The organism is Burkholderia sp. WSM2230, assembly GCF_000472445.1.
Lineage (GTDB): Bacteria > Pseudomonadota > Gammaproteobacteria > Burkholderiales > Burkholderiaceae > Paraburkholderia.
On record NZ_AXAJ01000015.1, the window covers coordinates 24,844 to 50,962 of the forward strand.

The following is a 26,119-nucleotide window of genomic DNA, read 5'->3' on the forward strand; positions in this document are numbered from 1 at the left end:
GAAGAATGCGGCGTGGCACGCGGATTGCGACCTGGATTAGCCATCTGGCCAGGCTGGTGGGGCCCGGTGGCATGCCTATAATGGGACTTTCCCAATCATCATGCATTGCCTGAGAGGTCGATCGTGACAACGTCCACAACCGGAACAGCCGGGGCACAACCGGCGGCTTCCGGGTTCGTCGTATCCGAACGCACCGCGCGTCTGCGGGCCGAATCCGCGCTTTTCATGCGCGACCACGTGCTTTCTCTGGTGTCGCACGACCTGCGCGGTCCGTTGAATGCTATCCATAGCTGGGCGTATGTGCTGGAGCGCAAGCTCGACCCGAACGATCCGAACTCGCAGCGCGCGGTCACGGGCATTCGCAATGGCGTGGATCAACAGGTGAAGTTGCTGGAGACGATCGTCGACGCTACGCGCGCCGAAACCAGATCGCTCGCGCTCGACCATGCGCCGTTCCCGCTGCATCCACTGCTCGATGAAAGTGCCGAAGAAGTGCGCTTGGCCCTCGCTCGAAGACGCGGCGTGGAACTGGTAGTCAACTCTCAACTTTCCACAGAGCAACTGAATGGCGACCGCGAGCGTCTCGCGGCGGCACTGTGGCTCATGCTGACTTTCGCCGTCGAATCGAGCGCACAGGGCGCGGCTGTCACGCTTGAATCGCGTGCGGACGCAACGAGCTGGCATGCCGCGGTCACATACGCGGCGAGCGGCGCGCTGGTCGATTCCTCGTTGGCTCATGTGCTCGAAGCGTTCGCGCGCAAGCAGGCTCGCGAACCGCGCGAGGCGAATCGCATCGCGTGGGTTCTGGCGCTCTGCAAGCGCGTGGCGGAAGCGCATGGCGGCGGCTTCGACCAGCAGGACGCGAGTGAAAGCGCGCCGGCCACACTCTCGCTGCGCATTCCGTTGAGCGCTCCGGCAGCCCGATGAGCGAAGACGCGGGCCGCCTGCCATTCGCAATCGACTTTTCGATAAGGACTTTTCGATAAGCTTTCGCCCTCTATACTGACAACTTTTGTTGCCGGAGCCTCCGCTTTGATCCAGGTTGTCGCCCTTGTCGGTGCATTGCTTCTCGTCGCCCTGAATGGTTTTTTTGTTGCCGCGGAATTCGGCCTCGTCAAACTACGGCAGACGCGCGTGCAAAGCCTCGCAGAAAGGCACGGAATGCGCGGACGCCTGCTCGCCAAGGTACATGGACGCCTGGACGCCTATCTGTCCGCATGTCAGCTCGGTATTACGCTCGCCTCGCTCGGGCTCGGCTGGATCGGCGAGCCCGCGTTTGCTGAACTGCTCACGCCGCTCTTCAGCCTGGCCGGCGTGCAATCCGAGCAACTGATTCACGGCATCTCGTTGTTCTTTGCGTTTTCGTGTATTTCGTTTCTGCACATCGTGGTCGGCGAACTCGCGCCAAAGTCGCTCGCCATTCGCCAGGCGGAGAAAATCTCGCTGTGGACCGCCATGCCGCTGTACGGCTTTTATTGGGCAATGTATCCGGCCATCTGGCTGCTCAACACGAGCGCAAACGCAGTGCTGAAGCTCGCCGGACTCCACGCGGAGCACGCGCACGACTCGCATTATTCAACCGACGAGCTGAAGCTCATTCTGCGCAGCCGCCGTACCAATGTTGTTTCGGAGCGCGGCGCGCCCGAAGACGCGTATAGCCAGGACGAGTGGAACACCATCGCACACTCGCTGGATTTTTCGCGCATGACTGTGTCCGATCTGATGCGTCCAGCTTATGAAATGGTCGGCCTGCGGCTCGATCTGCCGTTGCGCGAAAACATGCAGATGGTGGCGCGGCATCGCTTCAGCCGTTATCCGCTCTTTGAAGACGCATCCGGTGAGCGCGTAGCGGGCATGATCCACCTGAAGGACCTGCTGCTGGCGCGGCATGCCGGCAGCACGCTCGACGATCTCTCGCAGTACGCGCGCCCCGTTCAATACGTCAAACCCGACATGCCGGCGCTCGAACTGTTTCGCCGGTTCCGCAAGGGCGCGCCGCATTTCGCGCTGGTGGGTCGCAAGAATGCGAAGCCCATCGGGTTTCTCACGCTCGACAATCTGCTCGGCGCGCTAGTGGGCCAGATTCACGACGAGTTCCGTCAGGGCGACGCCGACTGGACACGCATGGACGACGGCACGTTGATGGGCAAGGGCAGCCTGCCGGTGGTGTCGCTCGAACGCGCATTGGGTATCGATATCGACGAGGGCAAGGCCGAATCCGTAGGCGGCCTCGTGATCCAGGCGCTCAACGATTTGCCGGCCGAAGGGCAGCGCGTCGAATTCGATCGCTTCGACGTCGTCGTGAAAAAGATGAAGGGCCCGCGCATCGTGCTCGTGCGCGTGTACCCCAAAGTATTCGACGACGAAGGCGGCTAGCGCCTGACTCCCGGCAGCAACGCGCCTTCGTGCGTGGTGCGCAAGGCGGTTAGCGTGCCGTCAACTGCGCGGTACGCCATCTTCGACAAGCACCGCAATCGGCATTGCCGCGAGAGCATCGCGCAAACACAGCGAGCCGTTTTCATCGACCTTCGGCGCAGCCGGGCTCAGCCAGTCGAACAACGCACGCGAGGACAAATCCGCCGGCATCTCGACGGCAGTGTCTTGCCATGCTTCCGGGGCAACCATCGGCAGATCGCCTTGTTCGCCTAGCAGCCCGGCCGCGAGCCGGCTCGCCACGACAACGGCCCACGCATTGCCATGCCGCCGCGCAAACGCGATCACATTCGTAGCATGCGCGCCGCGCACCGTCAGCGGCAAATAGGTGCCCTGGCTCAGCAACTCCGGCAAATGCGCGCGCAATGCGAGCACGCGCTGCACGACCGCGAGCTTCACGCGTCCGTCGCGCCACATCGGCAAAAATTCGGATGGCGGCGTTTGCGCAAGCAGCGCAGCGCGCTGCTCGAAATCGACGGGCCTGCGGTTGTCCGGATCGACGAGACTGAAGTCCCACAACTCGGTGCCCTGATAAAGATCGGGAATGCCAGGCGATGCCAGCCGCAAGACTGTCTGCTGCAGACTGTTCAGCGCGCCAGCGCGCGAAATGCGTGCGACGAAGGCAGCCAGTTCCTTGAGGAAGCCATCGCGTCGCTGTGGCGCGAGGATGTCGAACAGGAAGTCGCGGCAACCGGCTTCGTAGGCTTCGTCGGGCGTGAACCAGTTGGTTTGCAGCTTCGCCTCGCGCAGTGCCTTCAACTGCCATTGCGCGACGCGTTCGGCCAATGCCTTCACGCCTGCTTCGTCGTCGGGCTGAAGTTCGGGCGGCCAGCAACCCACGAGCGTCTGATACAGCATCGCCTCAGCGGCAGGGCCGGGCGCCCAGTCGTAGCTCGTATCCTGGCCCACGCTGCTGATCGGTTTTCCGTCCAGCGAACGGCGCTGCGGCGCGTTCAAAGTCGACCAGGCGCGCAGGGTCGTGGTCCATTCGTGCGGAATTTCGCTCAGCACCGCGAGCCGCGCGCGCACGTCTTCACCGCGCTTGTGATCGTGCGTCGCGGTGCTCAGCATCGCGTGCGGAAAGCGCTGCGAGCGCTCGACGTTGCCCGCATGAAACTGTTCGACCGACAACGCGAATTCGCCCGGATCGGCGCCCACTTCGTTGCGCGACAGCAGCCGTCCATAGCGATAGCAGGCGGTGTCTTCGACGGCCTTGGCGGCAACCGGTGCGGTCAATTGCGAGAAGAGCGTTTGCGCGGTGCGCCGCGCCGAACCGACGTGGTTTTGCGGCGCGCCGTTCTGCCCTTGCTGCGGCTGACCATGGCGCCCCGCGGGCGAATCTTCCGCGCTCGCGCCAAGCCACGTATTCACGCGTTCGAGCACGCCATGATCGGCGCGCGAGAGCGTAGCGCGAGCGCCTGCGAGCGCCTGGTCGAAGTACACGTTGTCCGCGGCGCTGCGCAAGCCGTTTTGCGGATAGATGCGGTACACCGGAAAATGCACGACCAGTTCTGTCAGCACGCGTCGCAAGCTGGTGAAGGTGTAATCGCGCGTCGCCAACGAGTCGCGCGCGATGCGATGCAGCGCTCGCGCCGCGCGGTCGAGTTCCGCTGACAGATTCTCCGCGACAATCTTGCGCCGTGCGATGAGCGCTTCATCTGAGAAGTTGGGACTGCGGCCCGTGAGCTCGGCCCATGCCTGAGCAAGCGGCTCCGCGCCCGCCGGGTCATGCAGCAGCGCGCCCACGTCGTTCATGAAGTCGTAGCCCGTCGTGCCGTCCACCGGCCAGTCGTCGCGCAGTTGTTCGCCGCGCGCGAGAATTTTTTCGACAACCACATAGGGCGTCGTCTCGCGCAATTCCGTCAGACGTTGTCGCAGCCGCTGACAGTATTCGCGCGGTTCGGCGAGGCCGTCGACATGATCGATCCGCAGCCCGTCAATCACGCCTTCCTGATACAGACGGAAAACGAGCGCATGCGTAGCCTCGAATACTTCCGGCCGCTCCGCGCGCACCGCGGCGAGCGTGGAGATGTCGAAGAAGCGCCGCCAGTTGACCTCGTCGGCGGCAGTGCGCCACCACGCGAGCCGGAAATGCTGGCGTTCCAGCAGCCGATGCAGGCGCTCGCGCGTGACCGGATCGCCGGGCGCATAGCTTTGCAGCACGAATTCAATGGCCGATGCCCCGTTTTGCGCGACGAACTCGCGCAACATTTCCCGGCCTTCGGTGGCGCGCGGCTGGTCGGGAGGCTGCGTCGTCAGTCCCTGGAAGCGTTCCGCGAGCGCGCTGAGATCGGCGCGGTCGGCGCTTTGCAGGATCGACGCGTAATCGACCGGACAAACCGGAAACACATGCGGCCCATAGCCGACGTAAAAGTGCCCGCTGTCCGCGGCGAAATGCAATGCAATGCGGCCCGACGCGAGTTCGTCGCCATACGGCGCGCCGAGTGTCGGCAGCAGCACCTTGCCGCGCAAGGCCGGATCGGGCGAATGCCAGTCGACATCGAAATGGCGCGCATAGGCGCTATGGCGTCCCCATTCGAGAATGTCGAGCCACCAGGCATTGCTCGAACCGCCCACGCCCATGTGGTTCGGCACCATGTCGACAATCAGCCCCATGCCGTGCGCGTGCAATTTTTCGACGAGGCGCTTCAAGCCCGCCTCGCCGCCGCATTCGGCGCTGACCTTGGTGTAGTCGACGGTGTCGTAGCCGTGCATCGAGCCCGGCTCGGCGGTCGTGACAGGCGACGCGTACACGTGGCTGATGCCGAGCGCGGCAAAGTAGTCGGCGTGCTTCGCGGCATCGTCGAAAGTAAAGCCCCGGTGAAACTGGAGCCGAAGGGTGGAGCGCGGGACGGTCATGGCGTATCAGGCTCCGAAGCAGGATTGGCTGAAGGAGTGGAAACGGTCGCGGCGCTGCGCGCGCGGTCAACGGCGAGCAAGCGGTCGCAAAAGGTGTCGTCGAGAAACATTTCGTCGATTGGCAGGTTCATGCGGCGGCGCCAGTTCGGATGTTCGTCGATCGAGCCCGGCAGGTTGGGCTGGTCGCTCTGTGCGAGCAGGTCTTCGAGCGGAAACGTGACGAGCGGCCCCGGCGTTGCCGCGACGAAGGCGAGCGCTTCGTCCACAGGCGGGCTGTCGGTGGGCGGCGCGTCGATGTCCGGCGCGGCAACGCCGGCTTGCTGGAACGCGCGCCATAGCTCTGCGCGGTCGCTCGCGCGCTCCTCCTGCGCGGCTTCTTCGGGATCGCGGCCATCGGGGCGCGCCATCGTCTGGCCGATCCGGTTGCGCCACGCGATGTCGCTGCCCGCCCACCAGCCGGCGACGGTCGGCAGATCGTGCGTGGTGGTCGTGCCGACCGCATTGCGGTCCCATGCCTGCGGCGGCTTGAAGCCGGTGCCGTCCTCGCTGCGCTCGAACCAAAGCACGCGGATGCCGGCAATGCCATGCTCATCGAGCCGCTCGCGAAAACCGGGCGGCACGGTACCCAGATCCTCGCCGATCACAATCGCGCGATGCCGCCACGATTCCAGCGCGATGAGCCGCAGCAGGTCTTCGAGCGGATAGCGCAGATACGCGCCGTTGCTCGCGCTTTCGCCTTCCGGCACGAGCCACAGGCGCCGCAAGCCGAGAATGTGATCGATGCGGATGCCGCCCGCATGCGCGAACGCGGCGCGCAGCATGTCGATGAACGCGGAGAAGCCCTGCGTGCGCATTGCGCGCGGCGAGAACGTAGTGAGGCCCCAGCTTTGTCCCGCCTGGTTGAAGAGGTCGGGCGGCGCGCCGACGGACACGCCTTGCAGCATGTCGTCGCAGTAGGACCATGCATGACTGCCGGCGCTATCGCATCCGACCGCGAGGTCGGCGATCAAACCCACGGCCATACCGGCTTCGCGCGCCGCATACTGCGCATGCGACAGACCTTTCGCGGCAAGCCATTGCAGAAAGAGGTGAAAGTCGACTTCGTGGCGATGTGCCTGAGCGAACGCCTCGACTTCCGCACTGCGCGGATCGCGCAATGCTTCCGGCCAGTTGCGCCAATGGCCGTTGCCGCCTTGCGCGAGTTGCGCGGCTTGCAGCGCTTCGAAACGCGCGTGATCTTCCAGTGCCCGCCCCGCGCGTTCGCAGAAACCGTGAAATTCGAGCGCGCGCGGCGTGTCGTCTGTGCCGTCGTGGGCGCGCTCCTGCGTGCGAAAATTTTCGTAGAGCGCACGCAAGACTTTCAGTTTGAGCACGACCGCCTTCGGCCAGTCGATCAGGGGCAAGCCTTCGAGTTCGGACCATGCGTCGGCGGCCTGCGCGGACTGCATCGCGGCGCGCGCGGCCTCTTCGCCGAACACGGCTGCCGGGTCGATATGCGTGACGTTCAACCACAAACGCGAAGACGGCGAGTAGGGACTGAAGCGGTTCGGCTCCGCGCTGAACATGGCGTGCGTCGGGCTGACGGCGAGCGCATGCGCACCGCGCTTCGCGCTTTCCGCTGCAATTCGTGCGAGCGCCGAATAATCGCCGATGCCGCCGTCGCCCACGCGGCGCAAGCCATAAAGCTGCGCGGCGACACCCCACAGCAGCGGAGCCTCGGCGCGCTCGTCGTCGTGCAGGCTGCGCCATGCGTCGGCCACGGTATAGCAACGCGACGGCGCAACCGCGAGCGTCATGCGCTGCTCGTGAATCACAAGCGTGTGATAGCCGGGTTCGTCGATGGGCGCGAGCAACGCCTCCTCGCCTTTAGGCGCGGTAAAACGTCCGTCGATGATCGAGCCGCTTTCCAGCTCGATCCGATAATGGCTGCCCGACTTTAGCGCCGCGGCGGGCAAAGCAATGCCGCGCCCGACCTGCGCGGTCATCAGCGGCGGCAGTTTGCGGCCGGATAATTCCGCGTCGAGCGCGGCCGCGCTTTGGCGGATTTGCGTCGCGTTGCCGCATGGCAGACCCATCCGGTCGAGCAGAATCGCGAGCGTCTTCTCGGGTACGCGATGCACCTTGCGATGCGCGTCTTCCCACTGCACCTCGAAACCGGCGCGTGTCGCTAGCGTGGCGATCGTGTCGCCAGAACGTCGGGTACTCACGAGCGGCGCTCCTCTTTGCCGACAATGCGCGCGTCGTGACCGGTCGCGTAGTCGTTGATGTCGCCGGTCAGCCAGGCGACGAACGCATGCGCGGGCAACACCTTCGCGTCGATCTGCTCGCGCACGCGCGGCGGCGTTTCGAAAATGACCTTGCCGGCGGGTACGTCGCTAAACGGCACACTGTGCTCCGAAAGATTGAGCGCGAGCGACAAGGTCTCGCCATCGCCAAGTTTCCAGCGGGCGACGAGCGCATTCGCGTCCGCGCCATTGGCGTCTGTCAGCACGGTTGCGTTCAGCGCCTTGCCGTGTTTCAGACGCGGCGTGATCAGTTTTGCGCGTACCGTCAGCGCGGATTTGTAGAAATGCATCCAGTCAAGGCGGTCTTTTGTTTCGTCGTCATGTGCAGGAGCCGGCGTCGTCGCTGCCACCGGCGCGGGCGGCGACGAAGCGGCAAACGTCTCTTCGTCGTTCGGATCGGGAATCTGCGCGCGACGCTTTTCGTCGCTGAACGACGAGAAACGCGCGAACTCGCGGCGGCGTCCTTCGCGCACGGCGTCGGCGAGATCGCCGGTGTAGTCGGTGAAGAACAGGAATGGCTGCGTCGAGCCGTATTCCTCGTCCATGAATAGCAGCGGAATTTGCGGCGACAGCAGCAGCAAACCGGTGGCCGCGCGCAATGCTTGATCCGAAGTGAGCTTGCGCAGACGCTCGCCGAATGCGCGATTGCCGATCTGATCGTGGTTCTGCAGAAACATCACGAACGAGGTGGGCGGCAAGTGCCCGCTCGATTCGCCGCGCGGCGCGCCGTCGTGCAGCGGCGACGGATCGCCCTGATACGCGAAGCCCTCGGAAAGCACGCGGGCGAGACGGCGGATCGGCTGGTCCTCGTAGGCGTGGTAATAGCCTTCGGTTTCGCCCGTGAGCAGTACGTGCAGCGTGTTGTGCGCGTCGTCGTTCCATTGCGCGTCGAAGTGCGTCTCCAGCAGGCTCGCGCTGTTGTGCTCGTTTTCCAGCACGAGATGCACATGGCGGCCATGTTGCACATTGGCGCGAATATGGTCGGCCAGCTCGCGCAGCCACGCATGATTGTCGATAGCGTGTACGGCGTCGAAGCGCAGACCGTCTATCCGGTATTCGTTGATCCAGTAGACGGCGTTGTCCATGAAGAAGTCGCTGACTTCACTGCGCTCGAAGTCGATCGCGGGTCCCCACGGCGTATGCGTGCCCTCGCGGAAAAACGAGCGCGCGTATTCGTGCAGATAGTTGCCGTCCGGGCCAAAGTGGTTGTAGACCACGTCGAGAAACACCATGAGGCCGAGGCTGTGCGCGGTGTCGATCAGCGCCTTGAGATCTTCGGGCCGGCCGTATGCGGAATCGGGCGCGTACGGCAGCACGCCGTCATAGCCCCAATTGTGCCGGCCGGGAAAATCGTTCAACGGCATCAGTTCGATAGCGGTCACGCCGAGCGCCACCAGCGCCGGCAGGCGTTCCTGCACGCCCCGATAGCCGCCCATGGCGCCGACGTGCAGTTCGTACAGCACGGTTTCTTCCCAGGGCCGGCCATGCCAGTCGGTATGTTGCCAACGGTATGCGCGCGGGTCGATGACTTCGCTCGGGCCGTGCACGTCTTGCGGCTGAAAGCGCGACGCGGGATCGGGCACCGCGTTGCCGTCGTCGAGACGAAAACGGTACAGCGTGCCGGCGCCGCTCGCGATGCACGCCTCGAACCAGCCGTTCCCGGCCGGCGTCATGTCGTGCGAGCCTTGCGCGGCGCCGTTCTCGATTTCCACCTGTACGCTTTTGCACGACGGCGCCCAGAAACGGAAGCGCGTGCGTGGATTGGCCCCTTGCGGCCCAAGCAGTTGCGCGCCGAACGGCAGGCAATGCGCGTAATGATGCGCGTGAGGATCGATTGGATTTTCGGACATGACTCTTCACCATTCGGTTTTTGCTGTCGCGGCGCTCACACGCCGTTTGCGCGTGCGCGCCGCGACCTACGCAGCCGGCGGAGCGTCGCTCGCCGGCGGATGCTCGCCCGGCCCCGGCGGCAACGCCGTCATCAACCTCGGCCCATGTTGGGCGCCGGCCTTCCAGCCCGCCTGCCAGTCCGCCTCGCCGACCGGTTGCGCGGCGAGTATCACGAAGCCATGCGCCGCCACTTCGAGGTCCGTCGCGGCGAGCCGGTGCGGCGCGCTTGCGGTATCAGCAGTGTCTAACAGCACGTGCCATTCCAGGTGCGGCGCAGGGGGCGTAAAACGTAGTGTTTCCGCACTCGCGTTGAGCATCATCAACAATACTTCTGTTTCGCCGTTCAGACCTGGACCCGCGCGACGCAACGTGAATGCGCGGCCTTCGGGGTCCTCCCAGGCTTCGATTGTCAGCGGATCGCCGTTTTCGTCGAACCAGCCAATATCGAAAAGGCCCGGCAATATTTCGCGGTCGCCAAACAGAAACCGCGTTTCGCGCAGCAGCGGATGCTGTTTGCGCAGCGCTACCACGCGCGCCACGAAGTCTGTCATCTCGCGGCCGTCCGGAGATTCAGCTCTTTCCCAGTCGAGCCAGGATGTTTCGTTATCCTGGCAGTACGCATTGTTATTGCCGGTCTGCGTGCGCAACGATTCGTCGCCGGCGAGCATCATCGGCGTGCCGAGCGCGATGAACAGCGTCGCGATCATCGAGCGCGCCACGCGTTTGCGCGTGTCGAGAATCGCGGCGTCGTCGGTCGGTCCTTCGACGCCCCAGTTGCTGCTGCAGTTTTCGTTGTGGCCGTCGTGGTTGTCTTCGCGATTCGCCTCGTTGTGTTTCTGTTCGTACGCAGTGATGTCGGCGAGCGTAAAACCGTCATGCGATGCGACGAAATTGATCGACGCCCACGGCTTGCGAAAGCGCCGGTTGAAAAGATCTGCGGAACCGGTCAGGCGCGCGGCGAGGTCCGGGCGCAGGCCCGCGTCGCCACGCCAGAACCGCCGCACGGTATCGCGGAAGCGGTCGTTCCATTCGCCAAAACCCGGTGGATGATTGCCAAGCTGATAACCGCCCGGGCCAATGTCCCACGGTTCGGAAATCAGCTTGCGTTGCGAGAGGATCGGGTCCTGGCGCACCGCGTCGAAGAAACCGGAGCCAGGATCGAAGCCATGCGGCTCGCGCCCGAGCGTCACGCCGAGATCAAAACGGAAGCCGTCAATGTTGAACGCCGTCGACCAGTAGCGCAGCGAATCCATCACCATTTGCAGCACACGCGGATGCAGCACGTTGACTGTGTTGCCGCAGCCCGTGTCGTTGATGTGATGCCGCTCGTCGCCAGGGATCAGGCGGTAGTAGCTCGCGTTGTCGAGGCCGCGCCATGACACGGTCGGGCCCATTTCATTGCCTTCGCAGGTGTGGTTGTAGACCACGTCGAGAATCACTTCTATACCGGCCGCGTGCAGCTGGCGCACGGCAATGCGCATTTCGTCGAGCCGGTGCGTGCTCAGATAGGACGGCTCGGGCGCGAAGAACGCCGCGGTGTTGTAGCCCCAGTAATTGCGCAGGCCGCGCTCCACGAGAAAGCGGTCGTTGAGAAACGCATGGACCGGCAGCAGTTCCACGGCGGTCACACCGAGCTTCAGCAGATGCTCGATAAATTCGGGCGAAGCCAGCGCGGCAAACGTGCCGCGTTCATGCTGACGCAGATCGGCGCGCAGCATCGAGGCGCCACGCACATGCGTTTCGTAGATGACGGTTTCGCCCCACGGTACATTCGGGCGCTTGTCGTGCGACCAGTCGAACGCTTCGTCGATCACGACGCATTTCGGCATCGCCGGCGCGGAGTCGCGCCGGTCGATGGAAAGATCCGCGCGATTCGAATGCACGCGGTAGCCGAACAACGCATCGGACCAGCGGAACTGCCCGACGAGCTTGCGCGCATACGGGTCGAGCAGCAGCTTGTGCGGATTGAAGCGATGCCCCTGCTGAGGCTGATACGGACCATGTGCGCGAAAGCCGTAAGCCGTGCCCGGATGCGCATTCGGCAGATAGCCGTGCCAGACCTCGTCGGTGCATTCGGGCAGCGGGTAGCGTTTGATCTCCTTGCGGCCGGTGGGATCGAACAGGCAAAGCTCGATTTTCTGCGCGTTCGCGGAGAACACCGCAAAGTTGACACCAAGGCCGTCCCAACTGGCGCCGAGCGGATAGGGCGAGCCGGGCAGAAGCCGGTCGGGCATTGCATGCGACATGGTTCCCCTTCCTTGTTCTGTTCTGGTGAAGCGCTAGTGCCTTTTTCATGCGACGAGCGCGCGGCCCCGTCGTCATGCGGGCCGCGCGCTTGCTTTCGGTGAAACCGGGCGGCGCCCGGTTCGGCGGCTAGCGCTGCTCAGTCGGCGCGCAGCACGATCGTCGCCAGCGGCGGCAAGATCAGGGAAGCCGAATGCGGCCAGCCATGGCTCGAAATCGCGTCGGTATGAATCACGCCGCCGTTGCCCATGTTCGAGCCGCCGTACACGCTTGCATCCGTGTTCAATACCTCCGACCAGCGTCCTTCGCGCGGCATGCCGATGCGGTAGCCAACGCGCGGCACCGGCGTCATGTTGCAGACCACGACGAGTTCGCGGCCCGCGTTGTCGGTGCGACGATACGCGAAGACGCTATTGGCGCTGTCGTCGCCGATCAGCCAGCCAAAGCCGCCTGGTTCGCTGTCGAGCAGATGCAGCGCCGGCTCATCGTGGTACAGACGGTTCAGATCGCGCACCAGCAGTTGCACGCCGTGATGATGCGTATCGTCGAGCAGATGCCAGTGCGGCGAGGTGTCGTGATCGAACTCGGCGAGCTGGCCGAATTCGCCGCCCATGAACAGCAGTTTCTTGCCGGGATGGGTCCACATGAAGCCGAAGTACGCGCGCAGATTCGCGAATTTCTGCCAGGTGTCGCCGGGCATCTTGCCGAGCAACGAGCCCTTGCCGTGCACTACTTCGTCGTGTGAAAGCGGCAGCACGAAGCGCTCGGAATACGCGTACACCATCCCGAACGTCATGTTGTGATGATGGTACTGGCGGTACACCGGATCCTCGTGCATGTAGTGCAGCGTGTCGTGCATCCAGCCCATGTTCCACTTGAAATGGAAGCCGAGGCCGCCGTCTTCCACGCGCGCCGTCACGCCGGGCCACGCGGTCGATTCCTCCGCGATGGTGATCGCGCCGGGCGCGCCGGGCACATAACCGACTTCGTGATTCAGGCGCTTGAGGAACGCGATCGACTCGAGGTTCTCGCGGCCGCCATAGATGTTCGGCACCCACTCGCCGGCGGCGCGCGAATAGTCGCGATAGAGCATGGAGGCGACGGCATCCACGCGCAGTCCATCCACGTGATAGCGCTTGAGCCACGCGAGCCCCGACGCGATCAGGAACGCACTCACCTCGTTGCGGCCGAGGTTGTAGATCATCGTGTTCCAGTCCTGGTGGTAGCCCTCGCGCGGATCGGCATGCTCGTAAAGCGGCGTGCCGTCGAACTGCACGAGGCCGTGCACGTCGTTCGGAAAGTGCGCGGGCACCCAGTCGAGAATCACGCCGAGCCCGGCCTCGTGCGCCTTGTTGACGAACAGCGCGAACTGCTCCGGCTTGCCGAAGCGCGCCGACGGCGCGAACTGCCCGAGCGGCTGATAGCCCCACGAGCCACCGAACGGATGCTCGGCGACCGGCATGAACTCGACATGCGTAAAGCCCATGGTCTTCGCATACGGAATCAGGCGCTCGGCGAGTTCCGCCCAGTCGAGACCGCGCTGACCTTCTTCGGCGATGCGCAGCCACGACTCGGCGTGGACCTCGTAGATCGAAATAGGCGAGCGCGGCGTCTGCTTCGCGCCGCGCGACTGGATCCATTCGTGATCGGTCCACGCAAACTGCTCGATCTCGTCGACATGCGCGACCACCGACGCCGTGCCTGGCGGCTTCTCGGTTTGCATCGCGCAAGGGTCGGCCTTCAACGGCAGCGGATGGCCCTCGCGCGAGAGCAGTTCGTACTTGTAGCGCGTGCCCGGTCCAACTCGCGGCACGAACAGTTCCCACACGCCCGCCTGATGACGCAGACGCATCGGATGACGGCGACCGTCCCATGCATTGAAGTCGCCGACCACCGAGACGCGCCGCGCATTCGGCGCCCACACGGCAAAGCGCACGCCGGGCACGCCGTCGACTTCCATCGGACGCGAGCCGAGGCATTCGAGCACCGCGTAGGGATCGCCATTCGCGAGACGGCCGAGCGGTTCATCGCCGAGAACGGGGCCGAACGAGTAGGTGTCCTCGATTTCCTGCACGACGCCATGCCAGTCGATGCGCAACCGGTACGGCGCCGCCGGACTCACGCGGCCCGCGAAGAGCCCGGGGCGAAACTGCTGAAGCTCGCCGAGCAGCGCACCGTCGGCGCGCGCAATCACGCTGACGTGCGCGGCGTTCGGCAACAGCGCGCGCACCACCGGGCCAGCGTCCGTCTGATGCAAGCCGAGTTGCGAGAATGGATCGGGATGGCGCGCCTCGACGAGCGCGTCTATCTCCAGCGGCTGAAGGCCTGCGGCCGGATCGTGTTCACTCATAGTCGCCCTCGGCCGGATGAGGCGGGGTGGCGGCGTCTGGCGCCTGGGTTGACGAATCGTGCGAAGCGTGCGAGGTGTGCGGTGTGCCCGTATCGCCGAGCAGCCGGCTCGCGAGCGCCGCGAGGCCGCGCACCGGCAAGCTGAGCCACGTCGGACGGTTGGCCGCCTCGTAACGGATTTCATACGCGGCCTTCTCGATCAGGAACAGATCGAGCAGCGCCTGCTCCGCCTCGGGCGCGACGAGCGGTGTCGGTGCTTCGGCGGTGGCCGCGCGGTATTCCTTCAGGAATGTTTCGGTGGCGTGCGCGCGGAAACGGTCGAACAACACGCGCTTGCGATCCGCCGTCTGTTGCGGCGCGGCTTCCGTCGTGGACTGCGCCGCGGCGCTCGCATACGAGAGCGAGCGCATCAGCCCGGCCACATCGCGCAGCGGGCTCGATTTCTGCCGACGCTCTTCGAGCGAACGCGCCGGCTCGCCTTCGAAGTCGATCAGATACGCGTCGCCCTGTGCGACCAGCACCTGGCCCAGATGGAAGTCGCCATGGATACGGATGCGCAGCGCCTGCGTGTCAGGCGAAATGAGCTTGTTCACGGCATCCACGAGAGCTTCGCGCCGGTCGATCAGACTTTGCGCAAGCGCCTTTGTATCGGCATCGAGCAAGTGTTCGACGCGCGGCGCGAGCAGATCGAGCGCGCTTGCGAGCATGGACTGCGTGCCGTCCACCCACGCCTTCACCTGCTCTGCGCTCGCGGGCTCGGGAGAGAACGCAGGGTCGTCGGTCGGCGAGGACAGCGCGACATGCAACTCGCCCAGCCGTCTGCCGATGATGCCGGCCAACGCCGCGTAGCCTTCCAGCAGAATCGCTTCATTGTCGCGGTCAGGCGCCGAGGTGGCCTCCGTGTCGACCGTGATCGCCAGTTCGTCGACCGAGCGGCGCAGATAATCGAGCGACCAGTTCCATGCATCGCCCTGATTGTCGACGAAGCCTTGCACGATCGCGAGCGTGTGCGGCACGCCCTCGGGGTCCACGCGCACCACTTCGCCAAAAAGCGGAGCCGTGTTTGCATAGCCGAGTTGCGTGAGATAGCGGCTGATTTCCGCTTCGGGATGAATGCCGCTTACGAGACGCCGCACTAGCTTGAGGACTGCGGCATCCGCGACGATCAGCGAACTGTTGCTTTGCTCCGCCGCGAGCCAACGCACCTCAGGACGCTCGCCGAGGTTGTCCAGTTCAGCGAAACGGTCGGTCGGAATGAAGCGGATCTCGCTCTTCTGAACGGTGGGCACGACCGCGCGTTCGCGCAGCTTGCGCAGCACGCCGTGCGCGAAGATCGGCAGCGCGAATGCGTCCGTGAGATGCCCGACATTGCGGCCGCGCCGCACGCGTGCCAGCGCGAGCTGCAGAAACAGCGGCGTGGTCGTCTCGCCGCCCCATGTGATCGCAATCGGCACCACGTAGCGCTCAGTGTGATCGCCGACGTCCGCTTCGATCTCGGTGAACGCGAAGCCGCCGTTCGGTATCGTGGTCAACGCGGCGAGCCGCACGGCATGCATCTTTTGATCCTTCGACGCAAACCAGCGGCGCCGGCTCAGCCACGAAGGCAGCACTTCCGATTCGAGCAGCCGCACGTTCTCGGGCGTCGGTCCAACCTGGCCTTCGCGTATCACGATGGTGACGAACTCGGGCAACGGCTCGGGATGCGCCTGCGCCCACGTCGGACGCTGACCGCCTTCACACAGCAAGAACCACAGGAAGCCATACGGCGGGAACGTCAGCAGATAAGTCAATTGACCGATGGCGGGGAACACCGAATCGGCGGTCATTTCAATCGGCACGGCGCCGTTGAATTCGGACAGGTCGAGTTCCACCGCCTGCGGCGCGCGCGACAGATTGGCCACGCAGAGGATAGGCGGCTCGCCAGGCATCTCGCGCAGGTACGCGAGAATCTTGCGGTTCTCCGGCTTCAGAAAGCGGATCGTGCCGCGTCCGAAAGTCTGTTTCGCGCGGCGCGTGGCAAGCATGCGCCGGGTCCAGTTGAGCAGCGAATGCGGATCGCGGCTTTGCGCTTCGACGTTGACAGCGTCGAAGCCGTAGAGCGAACCCATTACCGGCGGCAGCACGAGTTGTTCCGGATCGGCCCGCGAGAAACCGCCGTTCCTGTCCGACGACCACTGCATCGGCGTGCGCACGCCGTCGCGGTCGCCCAAGTGAATGTTGTCGCCCATGCCGAGTTCGTCGCCGTAATAGATCACGGGCGTGCCGGGCATCGACAGCAGCAGCGAATTGATCAACTCGATGCGACGGCGATCGCGCTCCATCAGCGGCGCTAGGCGGCGGCGAATGCCGAGATTCAGGCGCGCGCGGCGGTCGCTCGCGTAGGTGTTCCACAAGTAGTCGCGCTCGGAATCCGTGACCATTTCGAGCGTGAGCTCATCGTGATTGCGCAGGAAGATCGCCCATTGATTCGACGCGGCGAGGTCCGGCGTTTGCCGCATGATGTCGGTGATCGGAAAGCGGTCCTCGCTCGCAATCGACATGTAGATGCGCGGCATCAGCGGGAAGTGGAATGCCATGTGGCATTCGTCTTCATCGCCGAAGTATTCCTTCACGTCTTCCGGCCACTGGTTCGCCTCGGCGAGCAGCATGCGGTTCGGGTACTCGGCGTCGATGGTCGCGCGAATCTTCTTCAGGACCGCGTGCGTTTCCGGCAGGTTCTCGTTGTTGGTGCCTTCGCGTTCGACGAGATACGGCACCGCGTCTAGCCGCAGCCCGTCGATGCCCATATCGAGCCAGAAGCGCATGATCTGCAGCACTTCGCGCAACACGGCGGGATTGTCGAAGTTCAGGTCGGGCTGATGCGAATAGAAGCGGTGCCAGTAGTACGCGCCCGCGACCGGATCGTGCGTCCAGTTCGACGGCTCCGAGTCGATAAAGATAATGCGCGTTTCCGGGTACTTCTGGTCGGTATCGGACCACACATAGAAGTTGCGATGATTCGAGCCCGGCTTCGCGCGGCGCGCGCGCTGGAACCACGGGTGCTGATCCGACGTGTGGTTGATCACCAGTTCGGTAATCACGCGGATGCCGCGCGCGTGCGCTTCCTGAATGAAGCGTTTGACGTCGGAGAGCTGGCCGTAGTCGGGATGCACGTTGCGGTAATCGGCAATGTCGTAGCCGTCGTCGCGGCGCGGCGACGGATAGAACGGCAGCAGCCAGATAGCGTTCACGCCAAGTTCGGCGATGTAGTCGAGCTTGGCGATAAGGCCGGGAAAGTCGCCGACGCCGTCGTTATTCGCATCGAAGAACGACTTGATGTGCACCTGATAAATGATCGCGTCTTTGTACCAGAGCGGATCGTCGGCGAGCGCCGCGGGCTTGCCGCGACGGTTCGCGCGCGGCCTCGCCGTGTTGCCGGGAGCGTTGCCCACCGGCGCCTGCGTCGTGGTCTGGGAGGGATCGTCACGCTTCATATCGCACCTTCCGTCGGGGTAGGGTTGCCAGCGTCTGCGTGAAGGGCGCCGGTCGGATCGCTGTCGGCTTCGTCGGGGCGCTCCGCTGGCAAGCCGCCGAGCGGCGCGATGCGCCAGATCGAAAACGGCTGGCCCGGGCCGAGCCGCACATGCTGCCAGCGGCCGTGCCAATCGAACCGCGCGCCGGTCATCTGATCGGTGACCTCCAGTCCGCCGTGATCGTGCAGACTCCATTTCTGGAATGTCTCCCACGACAACTCGATATCCGCGCCTTGCTCGTTGAACGGATCGAGATTGATGGCGACCACGATCACGTTGTCGCGCGCTTCGGTCGCCTTCTCGAAGAACAGAATGTTTTCGTTGTGCGCGGGCAGGAACGTGAGGCCGAGGTGCGTTTGCAGCGCGGGATTCGCGCGGCGAATGCGGTTCAATGCGGTGATCTCGGCCATGATGTTGCCGGGCCGGTTCCAGTCCCACGCGCGCAACTGGTACTTCTCCGAGTCGAGGTATTCCTCGCTGTTCGGCAACGCGGCCGCCTCGCAAAGCTCGAAACCGCTATACACGCCCCACAAACCGGCGAGCGTGGAAGCGAGCGCCGCGCGAATCAGAAAGCCGGTGCGTCCCTGCGATTGCAGATGCCGCGGATTGATGTCCGGCGTATTCACGAAGAAATTCGGCCGATAGAAATCGCGCGCGCCGGTTTGCGTGAGGTCGGTCAGATAGTCGATGAAATCGCGCTTCGACTCGCGCCACGTGAAGTACGTGTACGACTGCGAGAAGCCGATCTTGCCGAGCCGGTTCATCATGCGCGGCCGCGTGAATGCTTCGGCGAGGAAGATGGTGTCCGGATAGCGTGAGCGCACGTCGTTGATCATCCACTCCCAGAACGGCAGCGGCTTCGTGTGCGGATTGTCGACGCGGAAAATATGCACGCCCGCTTCTATCCAGAAGAGGATCACGTCGCGCAACGCGAGCCACAAATCGGGCTTTGCGTCGTGCGCGTAAAAGTCCGGGTTGACGATGTCCTGATACTTCTTCGGCGGATTCTCCGCATAACGCAGCGTGCCGTCGGGACGCCACGCGAACCACGTCGGATGCTCTTTCAACCACGGATGATCCGGCGAACATTGAATCGCGAAATCGAGCGCGATTTCGAGTCCGTGTGCATGCGCGGCGGCGAGCATTGCCTTGAAGTCGTCGAGCGTGCCGAGCTGCGGATGCACGGCCGTGTGGCCGCCTTCCGCCGCGCCGATCGCATACGGGCTGCCTACGTCGCCGGACTGCGCGTTGAGCGTATTGTTGCGGCCCTTGCGGTTAGTGACGCCGATAGGATGAATCGGCGGAAAATACAGCACGTCGAAGCCCATGTCGCGAATGCGCGGCAGCTTCTTCGTGACATCGGCGAAGGTGCCGTGGCGCGATTCGTCGTCGCTCATCGAACGCGGGAAGATCTCATACCAGCTTGCGAAGCGCGCGGCGGTGCGTTCCGCGTCGATCTTGTACGTCACCGGGTCGCGGCTCAGGAACGGACGGTGCCGCGCGGCGGTCATTGCCTTCGCGGTGGCCGGGTCGAGCAGCAGCTTGAGCTTCGCCTGATCGTCGGCTTTCTTGAACTGCGTGACGATCTGTTCCAGCGGCGCTTTGTCGGCGCCTTCAGCCGTTTCCACTTCCGCAAGCACGAGCGCGAACAGATGCGCGGCTTCGTCGAGTTCGATCTCGACTGTCTGGCTCGCCTTCAACTTTTTCTCGACGTGCTCGACGAGCGAAGCAAAGTCGTCGCGCCAGGCGATCACGGTGAATTCATGACGGCCCATGCGTTCGAGCGGAATGCGCGCCTTCCAGATGTCGAGGCCTGCCGGTTGTGCGGGGCTCATCAGTACTTCGTGCCAGGTGTTTTCATCCGCGGCGCGCCACAGCACGGCGGCTGCGATCTTGTCGTGGCCCTCGGCGAAAATCGCGGCGCTGATCTCGGCGCGTTCGCCGACGCTGCGCTTCGCAGCGAAGCGGCCGTTGTCGACGGAAGGCATCACGCTTTCAATCGCGACGCGCGGCGCGTTGATCGCTTCGAGCACGGTCTTGCGGCCGCTGCGCTTGCTGTTCGCTTTGTCGATGGGCGGCGCGAGACAGATCGGCTTTTCCGTCACTGCCTGGAAGAGCCGCACGGCGCCCGGCGCGAGCGTGAACGGCGCCAACGCCGCGGGCGACGCGCGGCAGTGCGCATCCAGCGGAACGAAGCGCGTGAAATTGCCGGGCACGCCGGCAAGGAAGCGCGCCGGGTCCACGCGAACCGCTGCACTGAGTTCGGGATTGATTGCGATGAGCACCGCTTCGCCGGCATCGCGCATATCGGGTTGATCGGCGCGCAACAGGACTGCGGCAGGCGCGCCCGGCCCGCTCAATGGGCGCAATTCGCCGTTCACCTGCAGCGCCTTGACATTGCGAGCGAGTTCGTTGGCGAGCGTGATGGATTGCGACAGGTCGAACCGTTTCGCCTGGCAAGCGAGCGCGAATTGCGACGCGTCGCCTCGCGTTTGCGACATGGGTTCGCTCACGCCGTATTCGAAACCCATCGGCATCATCCAGCCGGTGCCGACGGCGGACGCCGTGAACAGCGCGCGCCGATAAGCGCGTTCGACGACGCTCGAATCATGCGGATCGCTCAACTCGGCGGCGAGCCGCGTACCGTATGGCGCTTCGGGAAAAGCGATCGGTCCGCCTATGCGCGCGAGCGCGGCGTGCTCCTCGACCATCCAGCTCGCGCGATAGTCCCACCAGCGCACCGACGAAAACACACTGTCGAAGCCGGCGCCTTCGAGCCCCGGAAGATCGCTGCGCGCGAGGCCGGGTGTCGCCGCGAGAAAGCGCACTTCGGGATGAGCGTCGCGCACGGCGTCGCGCAACTGCCGCCAGAAATCGGTGGGCACGCGATGCGGCGAATCGAAACGGAAGCCGCCGATACCCGCGTCAGCGAGCGCCAGAAGCTGCTGTGTCCACCAGTCGGCGAGCGCGGCACGCGTACCGGCATCGCTGAAGTTCGCGTAGGCGACGTTGTCCTCGCGATGGACATGACGCGGATCGAGACGGGCCTCTTCTGTTTCCAGCGGATGGAACCAGTCCGCGTGCTCGGCATAGAGCGCGCCATCGGCGGCGACGCGGTCGATCACCAGATCGGCCAGCAAGGTCAGGCCATGTCGACGTGCCTCGTCCGCGAGCGTGCGGAGCGCGTCACCGGCGGACTGCTGCGCTTCGAACGCCGGATGCAGGCGCGCATGGTTGCCGACCACCTGACCATGACTCGCCCGGCCCGGCTCGAAGAGGCTGCCGATCAGCGCGTGATCGAAGCCGAGCGCGGCCGCGTGAGCGAACTGCGCAGGCCACGCGTCAAGCGGACCAACCAGAGGCGAATGAAAAAAATAGATCCGCGGCGCGTACCCTTTTGGAGGTTCCATCGGTCGTTTCCAGATTTGTCCTGCTGCGGTGTGGATGCAATTGGCATGCGATCACAGCGCTCATTGGGCTTCCAGAGCCGGCTGCCGCGCGATCCGTGGACTGACGGCGCGTACTTGGTCAATGTAGTGCAAAGATCGTCACGCCGCTGGCCAGTTACGGATGCCTCGCCGCCAGGCGTCGCGACAGAGGCCGGCCAGAACGTCTGCGGAAGTCAGCAAAGCCTGTGCCCGTCAGGTCGGCGTAACGGCGTTTGGAGCAGCGAGTGTCTCAAAGGAAGCGTTGTGGCGGGCGGCCGCGCGCGGCGCTGCTGGATGGCGCGAGCCCGTGTAAAACGGGCTGCGATGGTCCGCGTTTTACACGGGACGCGGCGTGACCGAAGGTCGGTTGTCACGCAGTTGTCAGCTAACGCGACGCTGCGGCCTCACCGCGAAAATCACGAGCCGAGCAAGCCTGCCGCGATGTTCACGCACAAGCCGAGCACCGCGACGTTGAAATAGAACGACAGGATGGATTGCGCGAGCGCGGCGCGGCGAATGGTGCGCGAGCGGAGCACGACATCCGACGTCTGTGAAGCGACAGCGATAGTGAACGAGAAGTACAGGAAGTCCCAATAGTCCGGCGTTAGCGACTGATCGGGAAACAGAAGCGGCGTTTCCTGAACGCCGGTATCGTAGTAAAGCCGCGCGTAGTGCAGCGTGAAGATGGTGGGAATCATGAACCACGCGCCGATCAGCGTCAGTCCCGTCAGCGTGTAATGCCATACCGTCGACGCACCTGCCGTGCCCTTCGCCGAAGCGAGTTCAAGCACGATCGCGGCAATGCTCGCAATCGTGGCCACGCAGATCATGAACAGCACGACGCCCGCGTTTTCGTCGTCGCGGCGGGCGGAATCGCGCACGCGGTGCTCGTCGGCGGCGGCCATGTGCACCCAGATCAACGCGAGATAACTCCATACCGTGGTGTCCCAGCCCACCAGCACACGGACCATCGGCCGCATATGTTGCGGCATCAACACCGCTGCGACGACGCCGAAGGCGAGCGCGATCAGCATGCGCGGACGGTTGCGAAGCGTTTGCGGATAGTATTTTGTGAACATGAAATGGACAGTGAGGCGCCGAGTGTCGCGAATTCTACGCGTGCGCCGCGCACCATTCGCGAGCGGCGCAGCACACGCATAGTGTTCCGCAACGGCCTTGCCAATGCCTTTCAATCGAATGGCGATTGCAGGCGCGAGTGTTGTGTGCGCAACTTCGCTCGCCGCCTGGCGTCGAATTCGTTTATCGGTGCATGCGCGCGAGGCGGCGCACCTTCCCGCACAAGCTGGATTAGCGGATCGCGAAGCCAGCAAGGACGGCCCTTCACGATGGCTATTTGCGGCAAGATTTGCCCGCAAAGGCGCGGTTTTCGCGTGATTCTGTGTCAATTTTTCGCGTTCTATCGTCGCGCTACGAGAGGCAGCGCGCATACCCATCGGACATTGCGCATTATCATGAGCTTATGGCTTCCGTACTCGATACCTCTGTTTTGCATCATCCGGCCAACCGGAGCGGCCGCGACTTCGTAGTCGGCGACTTGCACGGTTGTGTCGATGCATTGCGCTATCTGCTTCGCCTCGTTTCGTTCGACCCGGCTTGCGACCGGCTGTTTTCGGTCGGCGATCTGGTGGATCGCGGCGAGCATTCCGAGCAGGCGCTGGCGTTGCTCGACAAGCCGTGGTTCTTCGCAGTGCTCGGCAATCACGAAGACGCGCTCTGCGCGGTCGCGGATGGCCGCTTGCGGCGTCAGTGGTGGTATGGCATTGGCGGTGCGTGGGCGGCCAATCTGCCCGACGAGAGCCTGCGCCGCTATGCAGAGCGGCTGCGCACTTTGCCGCTTGCTCGCGTAGTGGGAAGCGGGCCGGAGCGCTTCAATGTTCTGCACGCCGAATTCTTCGGCACTGACGCCGAGCTCGACGCCGGCAATTTCTCCGCCGAAACGCGTCAGCAAATGCTGTGGGGACGCGAGCTCGCAATGGGTAATGGCGATCCGCAACGGCAACGCGGTTTGTCGCTGACTTACTGCGGCCATACGCCGATGCGCGACATCAGGCAGATCGGCTCGCAGGTGTTCATCGACACCGGCGCGTTCGGGCCAGGCGGCAGGCTGACGCTCGTCGAGCCGAGGGCGCTGCGGCGCTGGTCCATTTCCGTTGAAGAAGCGCGCGCGGAAGGCGCTGCGGCGCTGGCGCTGCCCTGATTCGGCGCTACCTTGATGCCGCGCTGCTCAAGACGCTGTCAGCCGACCTGGCTCAATTCGAACACCATATCCACGCTGGTGCCGTTCCAGTTGTATTCCAGATAGGCAGCGTGATGACAGTCGCGCAGCAGCGTTGTCCTGAAAGCCGCGAGACATTCGCCCTCAGGGTCGCGCACCGACGGATATGCAATGCCCGGCGCTCCCGCTTCGCGCACCGCGCGTCCGAGCGACTGGCCGGGGAGATAGTCGTCCGGTGAGAGCACCGCGAGGTCCAGCTTCGGATCGCCGCGCAGGTCCACCACTTCGCCTTGCGCCACCACCGTGTAGAGACGCATCTGTTGGCGCATGGGCGGCTCGGCGGTAGCTTCCATGAATTTGCCCGTGTGATAGCGCGTTTCGGCGATGGCGGTCGCGCGCGAGCGGGCGCAATAAAACACGCCGTACGTGCCGTCGGAAAAGCGGCTGCCAAGCGGATTCAGATGCGTGAGCGCGGCCATGATCGGTCCAAAGCCCGGCCCGAAACGGCGTTCTTCGCGCGGCACGAGGTCGAGTTCGCCAACTTCGGTGCGAAGCCGGTCGTTGGTCATTGCTTCGAGCGCGTACAGCGCGTCGAAATCTTCCGCCGATGCGACCCGGTCGAACAGATTGACGGCCGGAAAGCGTGTGGGAATCACGCGATACGCGGGCGACCAGTCCAGTGGCGCGCTGCGCCAGCGGTCCTGCCAATGCGGTTCTGTCACGCCCAGCCGCCTCGCATTGCGTCGAGATACTGGCGCACGGCCACGAGGTCGCTGATGTTGCCGGCCAGCATGCGGTCCAGCGCGCGGCGGCCGCCGAACGGCGGCGCGCTATTGGGACGCTTGATCCAACTATCTGCGGCACTGGGTTGCGGCAGGAGAATTTGCAGCGCCTTGTAAATACCGAGCAGCAGCGACAGACGCTCCAGCGTGTCGCGACCGAGGCGCGCGGTTTCCGGCGCCGACTTCCATTTAAAGTAAGTCGAGCGGCCTGGCTCGCCGAGCAGGACGATCTGCTCCTCGGCGCTCAGGTCCCAGTCTCGTGCGATGTTGAAGAACGCGCGCAAACCGGCCGCGGACATTTCCGCAAACGAGGGTTCAGCAAGTGGCCGGCGAACTGGCGCTGCAGACTGGGTGACACGGGCGGCGTGAGCCATGATGGGGTAAGTCCTTATATGTACTTATTGCCTATGCTAGTCCAATTTCGGATTTTTGCAAGGGAATATAATCCCGGCTCGCCAGAAAGCAAAAGATTTTGGGAGTTCAGCAGATGTGGTTTCGAGCAGCAGCAACGGCGGTGGCGGTGTGGTGCGTCTCCAGCGCAGCAATGGCTAACGGTTATGCGGAAGTGTGGAATCCGCCTGAAGCCGCCGCGCATGCGAGGCATGGCGCAGTGAAGCGGCCAGCGGCAAAGCCGGCAACGAAGGTGACGGCGAAAAATGCGGGCAAGCATGGGGTTTCTGTAGCAAAGGCGAAGCGGGCCACGCGCGATGGCATCGGGCATGCGGCGACCGCGGGGGCTAAAGGAACCAGGGGGACTGTCGGGACTGCGGCGGTGGCGGGCGGTAACGCGAAGTCAAGCGCCGCTCGGGTCGCGCAAGGGAAGACAGCCCACGCGCAAATCGTCCGGACGAAGCCGGGCCAGGCCAAGGCCGTGCATGCCGACATCGCGCAAGGTCATGCTGCGCATGGCGATGCACTGAAGCGCGCCGGGACGGGCAAAGGCGCGGCTACCCAGCCGGCGCCCGCGGAGCCGGACCCGCGGACGCTCTCCGCGAACGCCGGCGCCGAGCAGGCGGACGCCGCGACGAATCCGGCGACCGCGCGCAGCGGCTCTCTCCCGCCGATCCTGCACTGAGCGGGAAAAGCGCTGGCTGAAGCGGGCGGTTTCACTTTGCGATCCGCGCGATGGTCCGCCGTTCGTTCGCCGCTCGTTCGCCGCTCGTTCGTCGCTCGTTCGTCGCTCGTTCGTCGCTCATTCGCCGCTCGTTCGCCGCTCGTTCGCCGCTCATCCACCCGCCAACCCGCTGGTCACCAGCCGCAGCGTTTGCTTCGAACGCTCGTCGCGCACGCGCGAGTGCAGCGTCACCTGCGATTGCGGCAACGACGGCAACCCAAGCCGCGCGCCGACATCGATCAAACCGCGCGGCACCACTCTGCGCGCCAGCGGCGACACCGCGAGCCCTGCCGCCACCGCCGCGCCCACGGCCGCCACGCCGCCGCCGACGAACACCTCCTGCCACGCAACCGACGCATCCGCGAGCGTCCGCAAGGCCACGTCGCGCACATTGCACGGTGGGCTCAACAGCGCGAGCGCCAACGGCTCGCCGACGCGCGGCAGCCACGTCGGCGTGGCGAGCCAGCCGAGCGGCTCGCTGAACAGCACTTCTGCGTCGTCGCGCGGCGGCGCGTCCGCACCGTGGCGGACGATCACGGCGTCCAGCCGGCGCTCGTCGAATTGGGCCAGCAATGCAGCCGATGTGCCGAGGTGCAGTTCGACCACCAGCGTCGGGTCGTGCGCATTCAGGCGCGCCAGCAAATGCGGCAGGTCACGCCCGGCGACATGCTCGCTCAGGCCGAGCGCCAGCCGCCGGCGTTCCACCGACAACGCGCCCAGCGCGCGTTCATGCGCGTTCAGCAGTTCGCGTGCGGCGCTGAGAAACGCCTTGCCGTCGACGGAAAGGCGCACGACCCGCGGCGTGCGCTCGAGCAACTGCTTGCCCAGATGCGCTTCCAGCCGCTTGAGTTTCAGGCTTACGGCGGATTGTGTGGTGTCGAGCGCGTCGGCGGCGCGCGTGAAGCTGCACAGGTCTGCGACGAGCACGAAGGCGCGGACGGCGTCCAGATCGAGCACTTTCATTTCAATTCAACATAGATGAAATAG

General features: G+C 64.4%; 15 protein-coding genes. 4 read left to right on the forward strand and 11 right to left on the reverse strand.

Annotated elements, in window-relative coordinates:
- The first annotated feature begins 123 nt into the window (after nt 1–123).
- A complete protein-coding gene (locus A3AC_RS0123930; RefSeq protein WP_025601996.1) occupies nt 124–927 on the forward strand; it encodes a sensor histidine kinase in 804 nt (267 codons plus the stop codon).
- Nucleotides 928–1,032: 105 nt separating this feature from the next.
- Nucleotides 1,033–2,376, forward strand: a complete 1,344-nt coding sequence (locus tag A3AC_RS0123935) for a hemolysin family protein (RefSeq protein ID WP_025601997.1) — start codon at nt 1,033–1,035, stop codon at nt 2,374–2,376.
- 60 nt (nt 2,377–2,436) lie between these two features.
- Here A3AC_RS0123935 and treY read toward each other — a convergent pair whose 3' ends face one another.
- From treY to A3AC_RS0123975, 8 genes are all read right to left on the reverse strand, one after another.
- The gene (gene treY / locus A3AC_RS0123940; RefSeq protein ID WP_025601998.1) at nt 2,437–5,292 is read right to left on the reverse strand and encodes a malto-oligosyltrehalose synthase; all 2,856 of its coding nucleotides are present in this window, start codon (nt 5,290–5,292) and stop codon (nt 2,437–2,439) included.
- Nucleotides 5,289–7,499: a 4-alpha-glucanotransferase gene (malQ, locus tag A3AC_RS0123945; protein ID WP_025601999.1), complete on the reverse strand. Its 2,211-nt coding sequence runs from the start codon at nt 7,497–7,499 to the stop codon at nt 5,289–5,291. Before malQ ends, treY begins: the two co-directional genes overlap by 4 nt.
- A complete protein-coding gene (gene treZ / locus A3AC_RS0123950; RefSeq protein WP_025602000.1) occupies nt 7,496–9,427 on the reverse strand; it encodes a malto-oligosyltrehalose trehalohydrolase in 1,932 nt (643 codons plus the stop codon). The genes malQ and treZ overlap by 4 nt, the downstream gene beginning before the upstream one ends.
- Nucleotides 9,428–9,493: 66 nt before the next feature.
- Nucleotides 9,494–11,713: a glycogen debranching protein GlgX gene (glgX, locus tag A3AC_RS0123955; protein ID WP_025602001.1), complete on the reverse strand. Its 2,220-nt coding sequence runs from the start codon at nt 11,711–11,713 to the stop codon at nt 9,494–9,496.
- 137 nt (nt 11,714–11,850) lie between these two features.
- Nucleotides 11,851–14,061, reverse strand: a complete 2,211-nt coding sequence (gene glgB / locus A3AC_RS0123960; protein ID WP_025602002.1) for a 1,4-alpha-glucan branching protein GlgB — start codon at nt 14,059–14,061, stop codon at nt 11,851–11,853.
- Complete coding sequence (gene treS / locus A3AC_RS0123965; protein WP_025602003.1) at nt 14,054–17,533, reverse strand: maltose alpha-D-glucosyltransferase; 3,480 nt, start codon at nt 17,531–17,533, stop codon at nt 14,054–14,056. Before treS ends, glgB begins: the two co-directional genes overlap by 8 nt.
- Nucleotides 17,530–20,982, reverse strand: a complete 3,453-nt coding sequence (locus tag A3AC_RS0123970; RefSeq protein ID WP_025602004.1) for a maltotransferase domain-containing protein — start codon at nt 20,980–20,982, stop codon at nt 17,530–17,532. The genes treS and A3AC_RS0123970 overlap by 4 nt, the downstream gene beginning before the upstream one ends.
- A 434-nt stretch (nt 20,983–21,416) precedes the next feature.
- Nucleotides 21,417–22,079 (reverse strand): DUF1345 domain-containing protein, encoded by a 663-nt coding sequence (locus tag A3AC_RS0123975; RefSeq protein ID WP_025602005.1) that lies wholly within the window; start codon nt 22,077–22,079, stop codon nt 21,417–21,419.
- Nucleotides 22,080–22,480: 401 nt separating this feature from the next.
- Between A3AC_RS0123975 and A3AC_RS0123980 the strand changes: the two genes are divergently transcribed.
- The gene (locus tag A3AC_RS0123980; protein ID WP_025602006.1) at nt 22,481–23,218 is read left to right on the forward strand and encodes a metallophosphoesterase; all 738 of its coding nucleotides are present in this window, start codon (nt 22,481–22,483) and stop codon (nt 23,216–23,218) included.
- A gap of 38 nt (nt 23,219–23,256) precedes the next feature.
- Here the strand turns inward: A3AC_RS0123980 and A3AC_RS0123985 are convergent, their stop codons facing one another.
- Complete coding sequence (locus A3AC_RS0123985) at nt 23,257–23,958, reverse strand: RES family NAD+ phosphorylase (protein WP_025602007.1); 702 nt, start codon at nt 23,956–23,958, stop codon at nt 23,257–23,259.
- Nucleotides 23,955–24,392: an MbcA/ParS/Xre antitoxin family protein gene (locus A3AC_RS0123990; RefSeq protein ID WP_025602008.1), complete on the reverse strand. Its 438-nt coding sequence runs from the start codon at nt 24,390–24,392 to the stop codon at nt 23,955–23,957. The genes A3AC_RS0123985 and A3AC_RS0123990 overlap by 4 nt, the downstream gene beginning before the upstream one ends.
- A gap of 113 nt (nt 24,393–24,505) precedes the next feature.
- Here A3AC_RS0123990 and A3AC_RS0123995 point away from each other — a divergent pair, with 113 nt between their 5' ends.
- Nucleotides 24,506–25,093: a hypothetical protein gene (locus tag A3AC_RS0123995; protein WP_035475758.1), complete on the forward strand. Its 588-nt coding sequence runs from the start codon at nt 24,506–24,508 to the stop codon at nt 25,091–25,093.
- Between the two features lie 150 nt (nt 25,094–25,243).
- Here the strand turns inward: A3AC_RS0123995 and A3AC_RS0124000 are convergent, their stop codons facing one another.
- The gene (locus tag A3AC_RS0124000; protein ID WP_025602010.1) at nt 25,244–26,095 is read right to left on the reverse strand and encodes a LysR family transcriptional regulator; all 852 of its coding nucleotides are present in this window, start codon (nt 26,093–26,095) and stop codon (nt 25,244–25,246) included.
- Between the last annotated feature and the right edge of the window lie 24 nt (nt 26,096–26,119).

Bases quoted from the DNA above. Each gene is read 5' to 3' on its own strand.
- treY (WP_025601998.1), bottom strand. From the start codon at position 5,292: ATGACCGTCCCGCGCTCCACCCTTCGGCTCCAGTTTCACCGGGGCTTT.
- treZ (WP_025602000.1), bottom strand. From the start codon at position 9,427: ATGTCCGAAAATCCAATCGATCCTCACGCGCATCATTACGCGCATTGC.
- glgX (WP_025602001.1), bottom strand. From the start codon at position 11,713: ATGTCGCATGCAATGCCCGACCGGCTTCTGCCCGGCTCGCCCTATCCG.
- glgB (WP_025602002.1), bottom strand. From the start codon at position 14,061: ATGAGTGAACACGATCCGGCCGCAGGCCTTCAGCCGCTGGAGATAGAC.
- treS (WP_025602003.1), bottom strand. From the start codon at position 17,533: ATGAAGCGTGACGATCCCTCCCAGACCACGACGCAGGCGCCGGTGGGC.
- A3AC_RS0123970 (WP_025602004.1), bottom strand. From the start codon at position 20,982: ATGGAACCTCCAAAAGGGTACGCGCCGCGGATCTATTTTTTTCATTCG.
- A3AC_RS0123975 (WP_025602005.1), bottom strand. From the start codon at position 22,079: ATGTTCACAAAATACTATCCGCAAACGCTTCGCAACCGTCCGCGCATG.
- A3AC_RS0123980 (WP_025602006.1), top strand. From the start codon at position 22,481: ATGGCTTCCGTACTCGATACCTCTGTTTTGCATCATCCGGCCAACCGG.
- A3AC_RS0123990 (WP_025602008.1), bottom strand. From the start codon at position 24,392: ATGGCTCACGCCGCCCGTGTCACCCAGTCTGCAGCGCCAGTTCGCCGG.
- A3AC_RS0123995 (WP_035475758.1), top strand. From the start codon at position 24,506: ATGTGGTTTCGAGCAGCAGCAACGGCGGTGGCGGTGTGGTGCGTCTCC.
- A3AC_RS0124000 (WP_025602010.1), bottom strand. From the start codon at position 26,095: ATGAAAGTGCTCGATCTGGACGCCGTCCGCGCCTTCGTGCTCGTCGCA.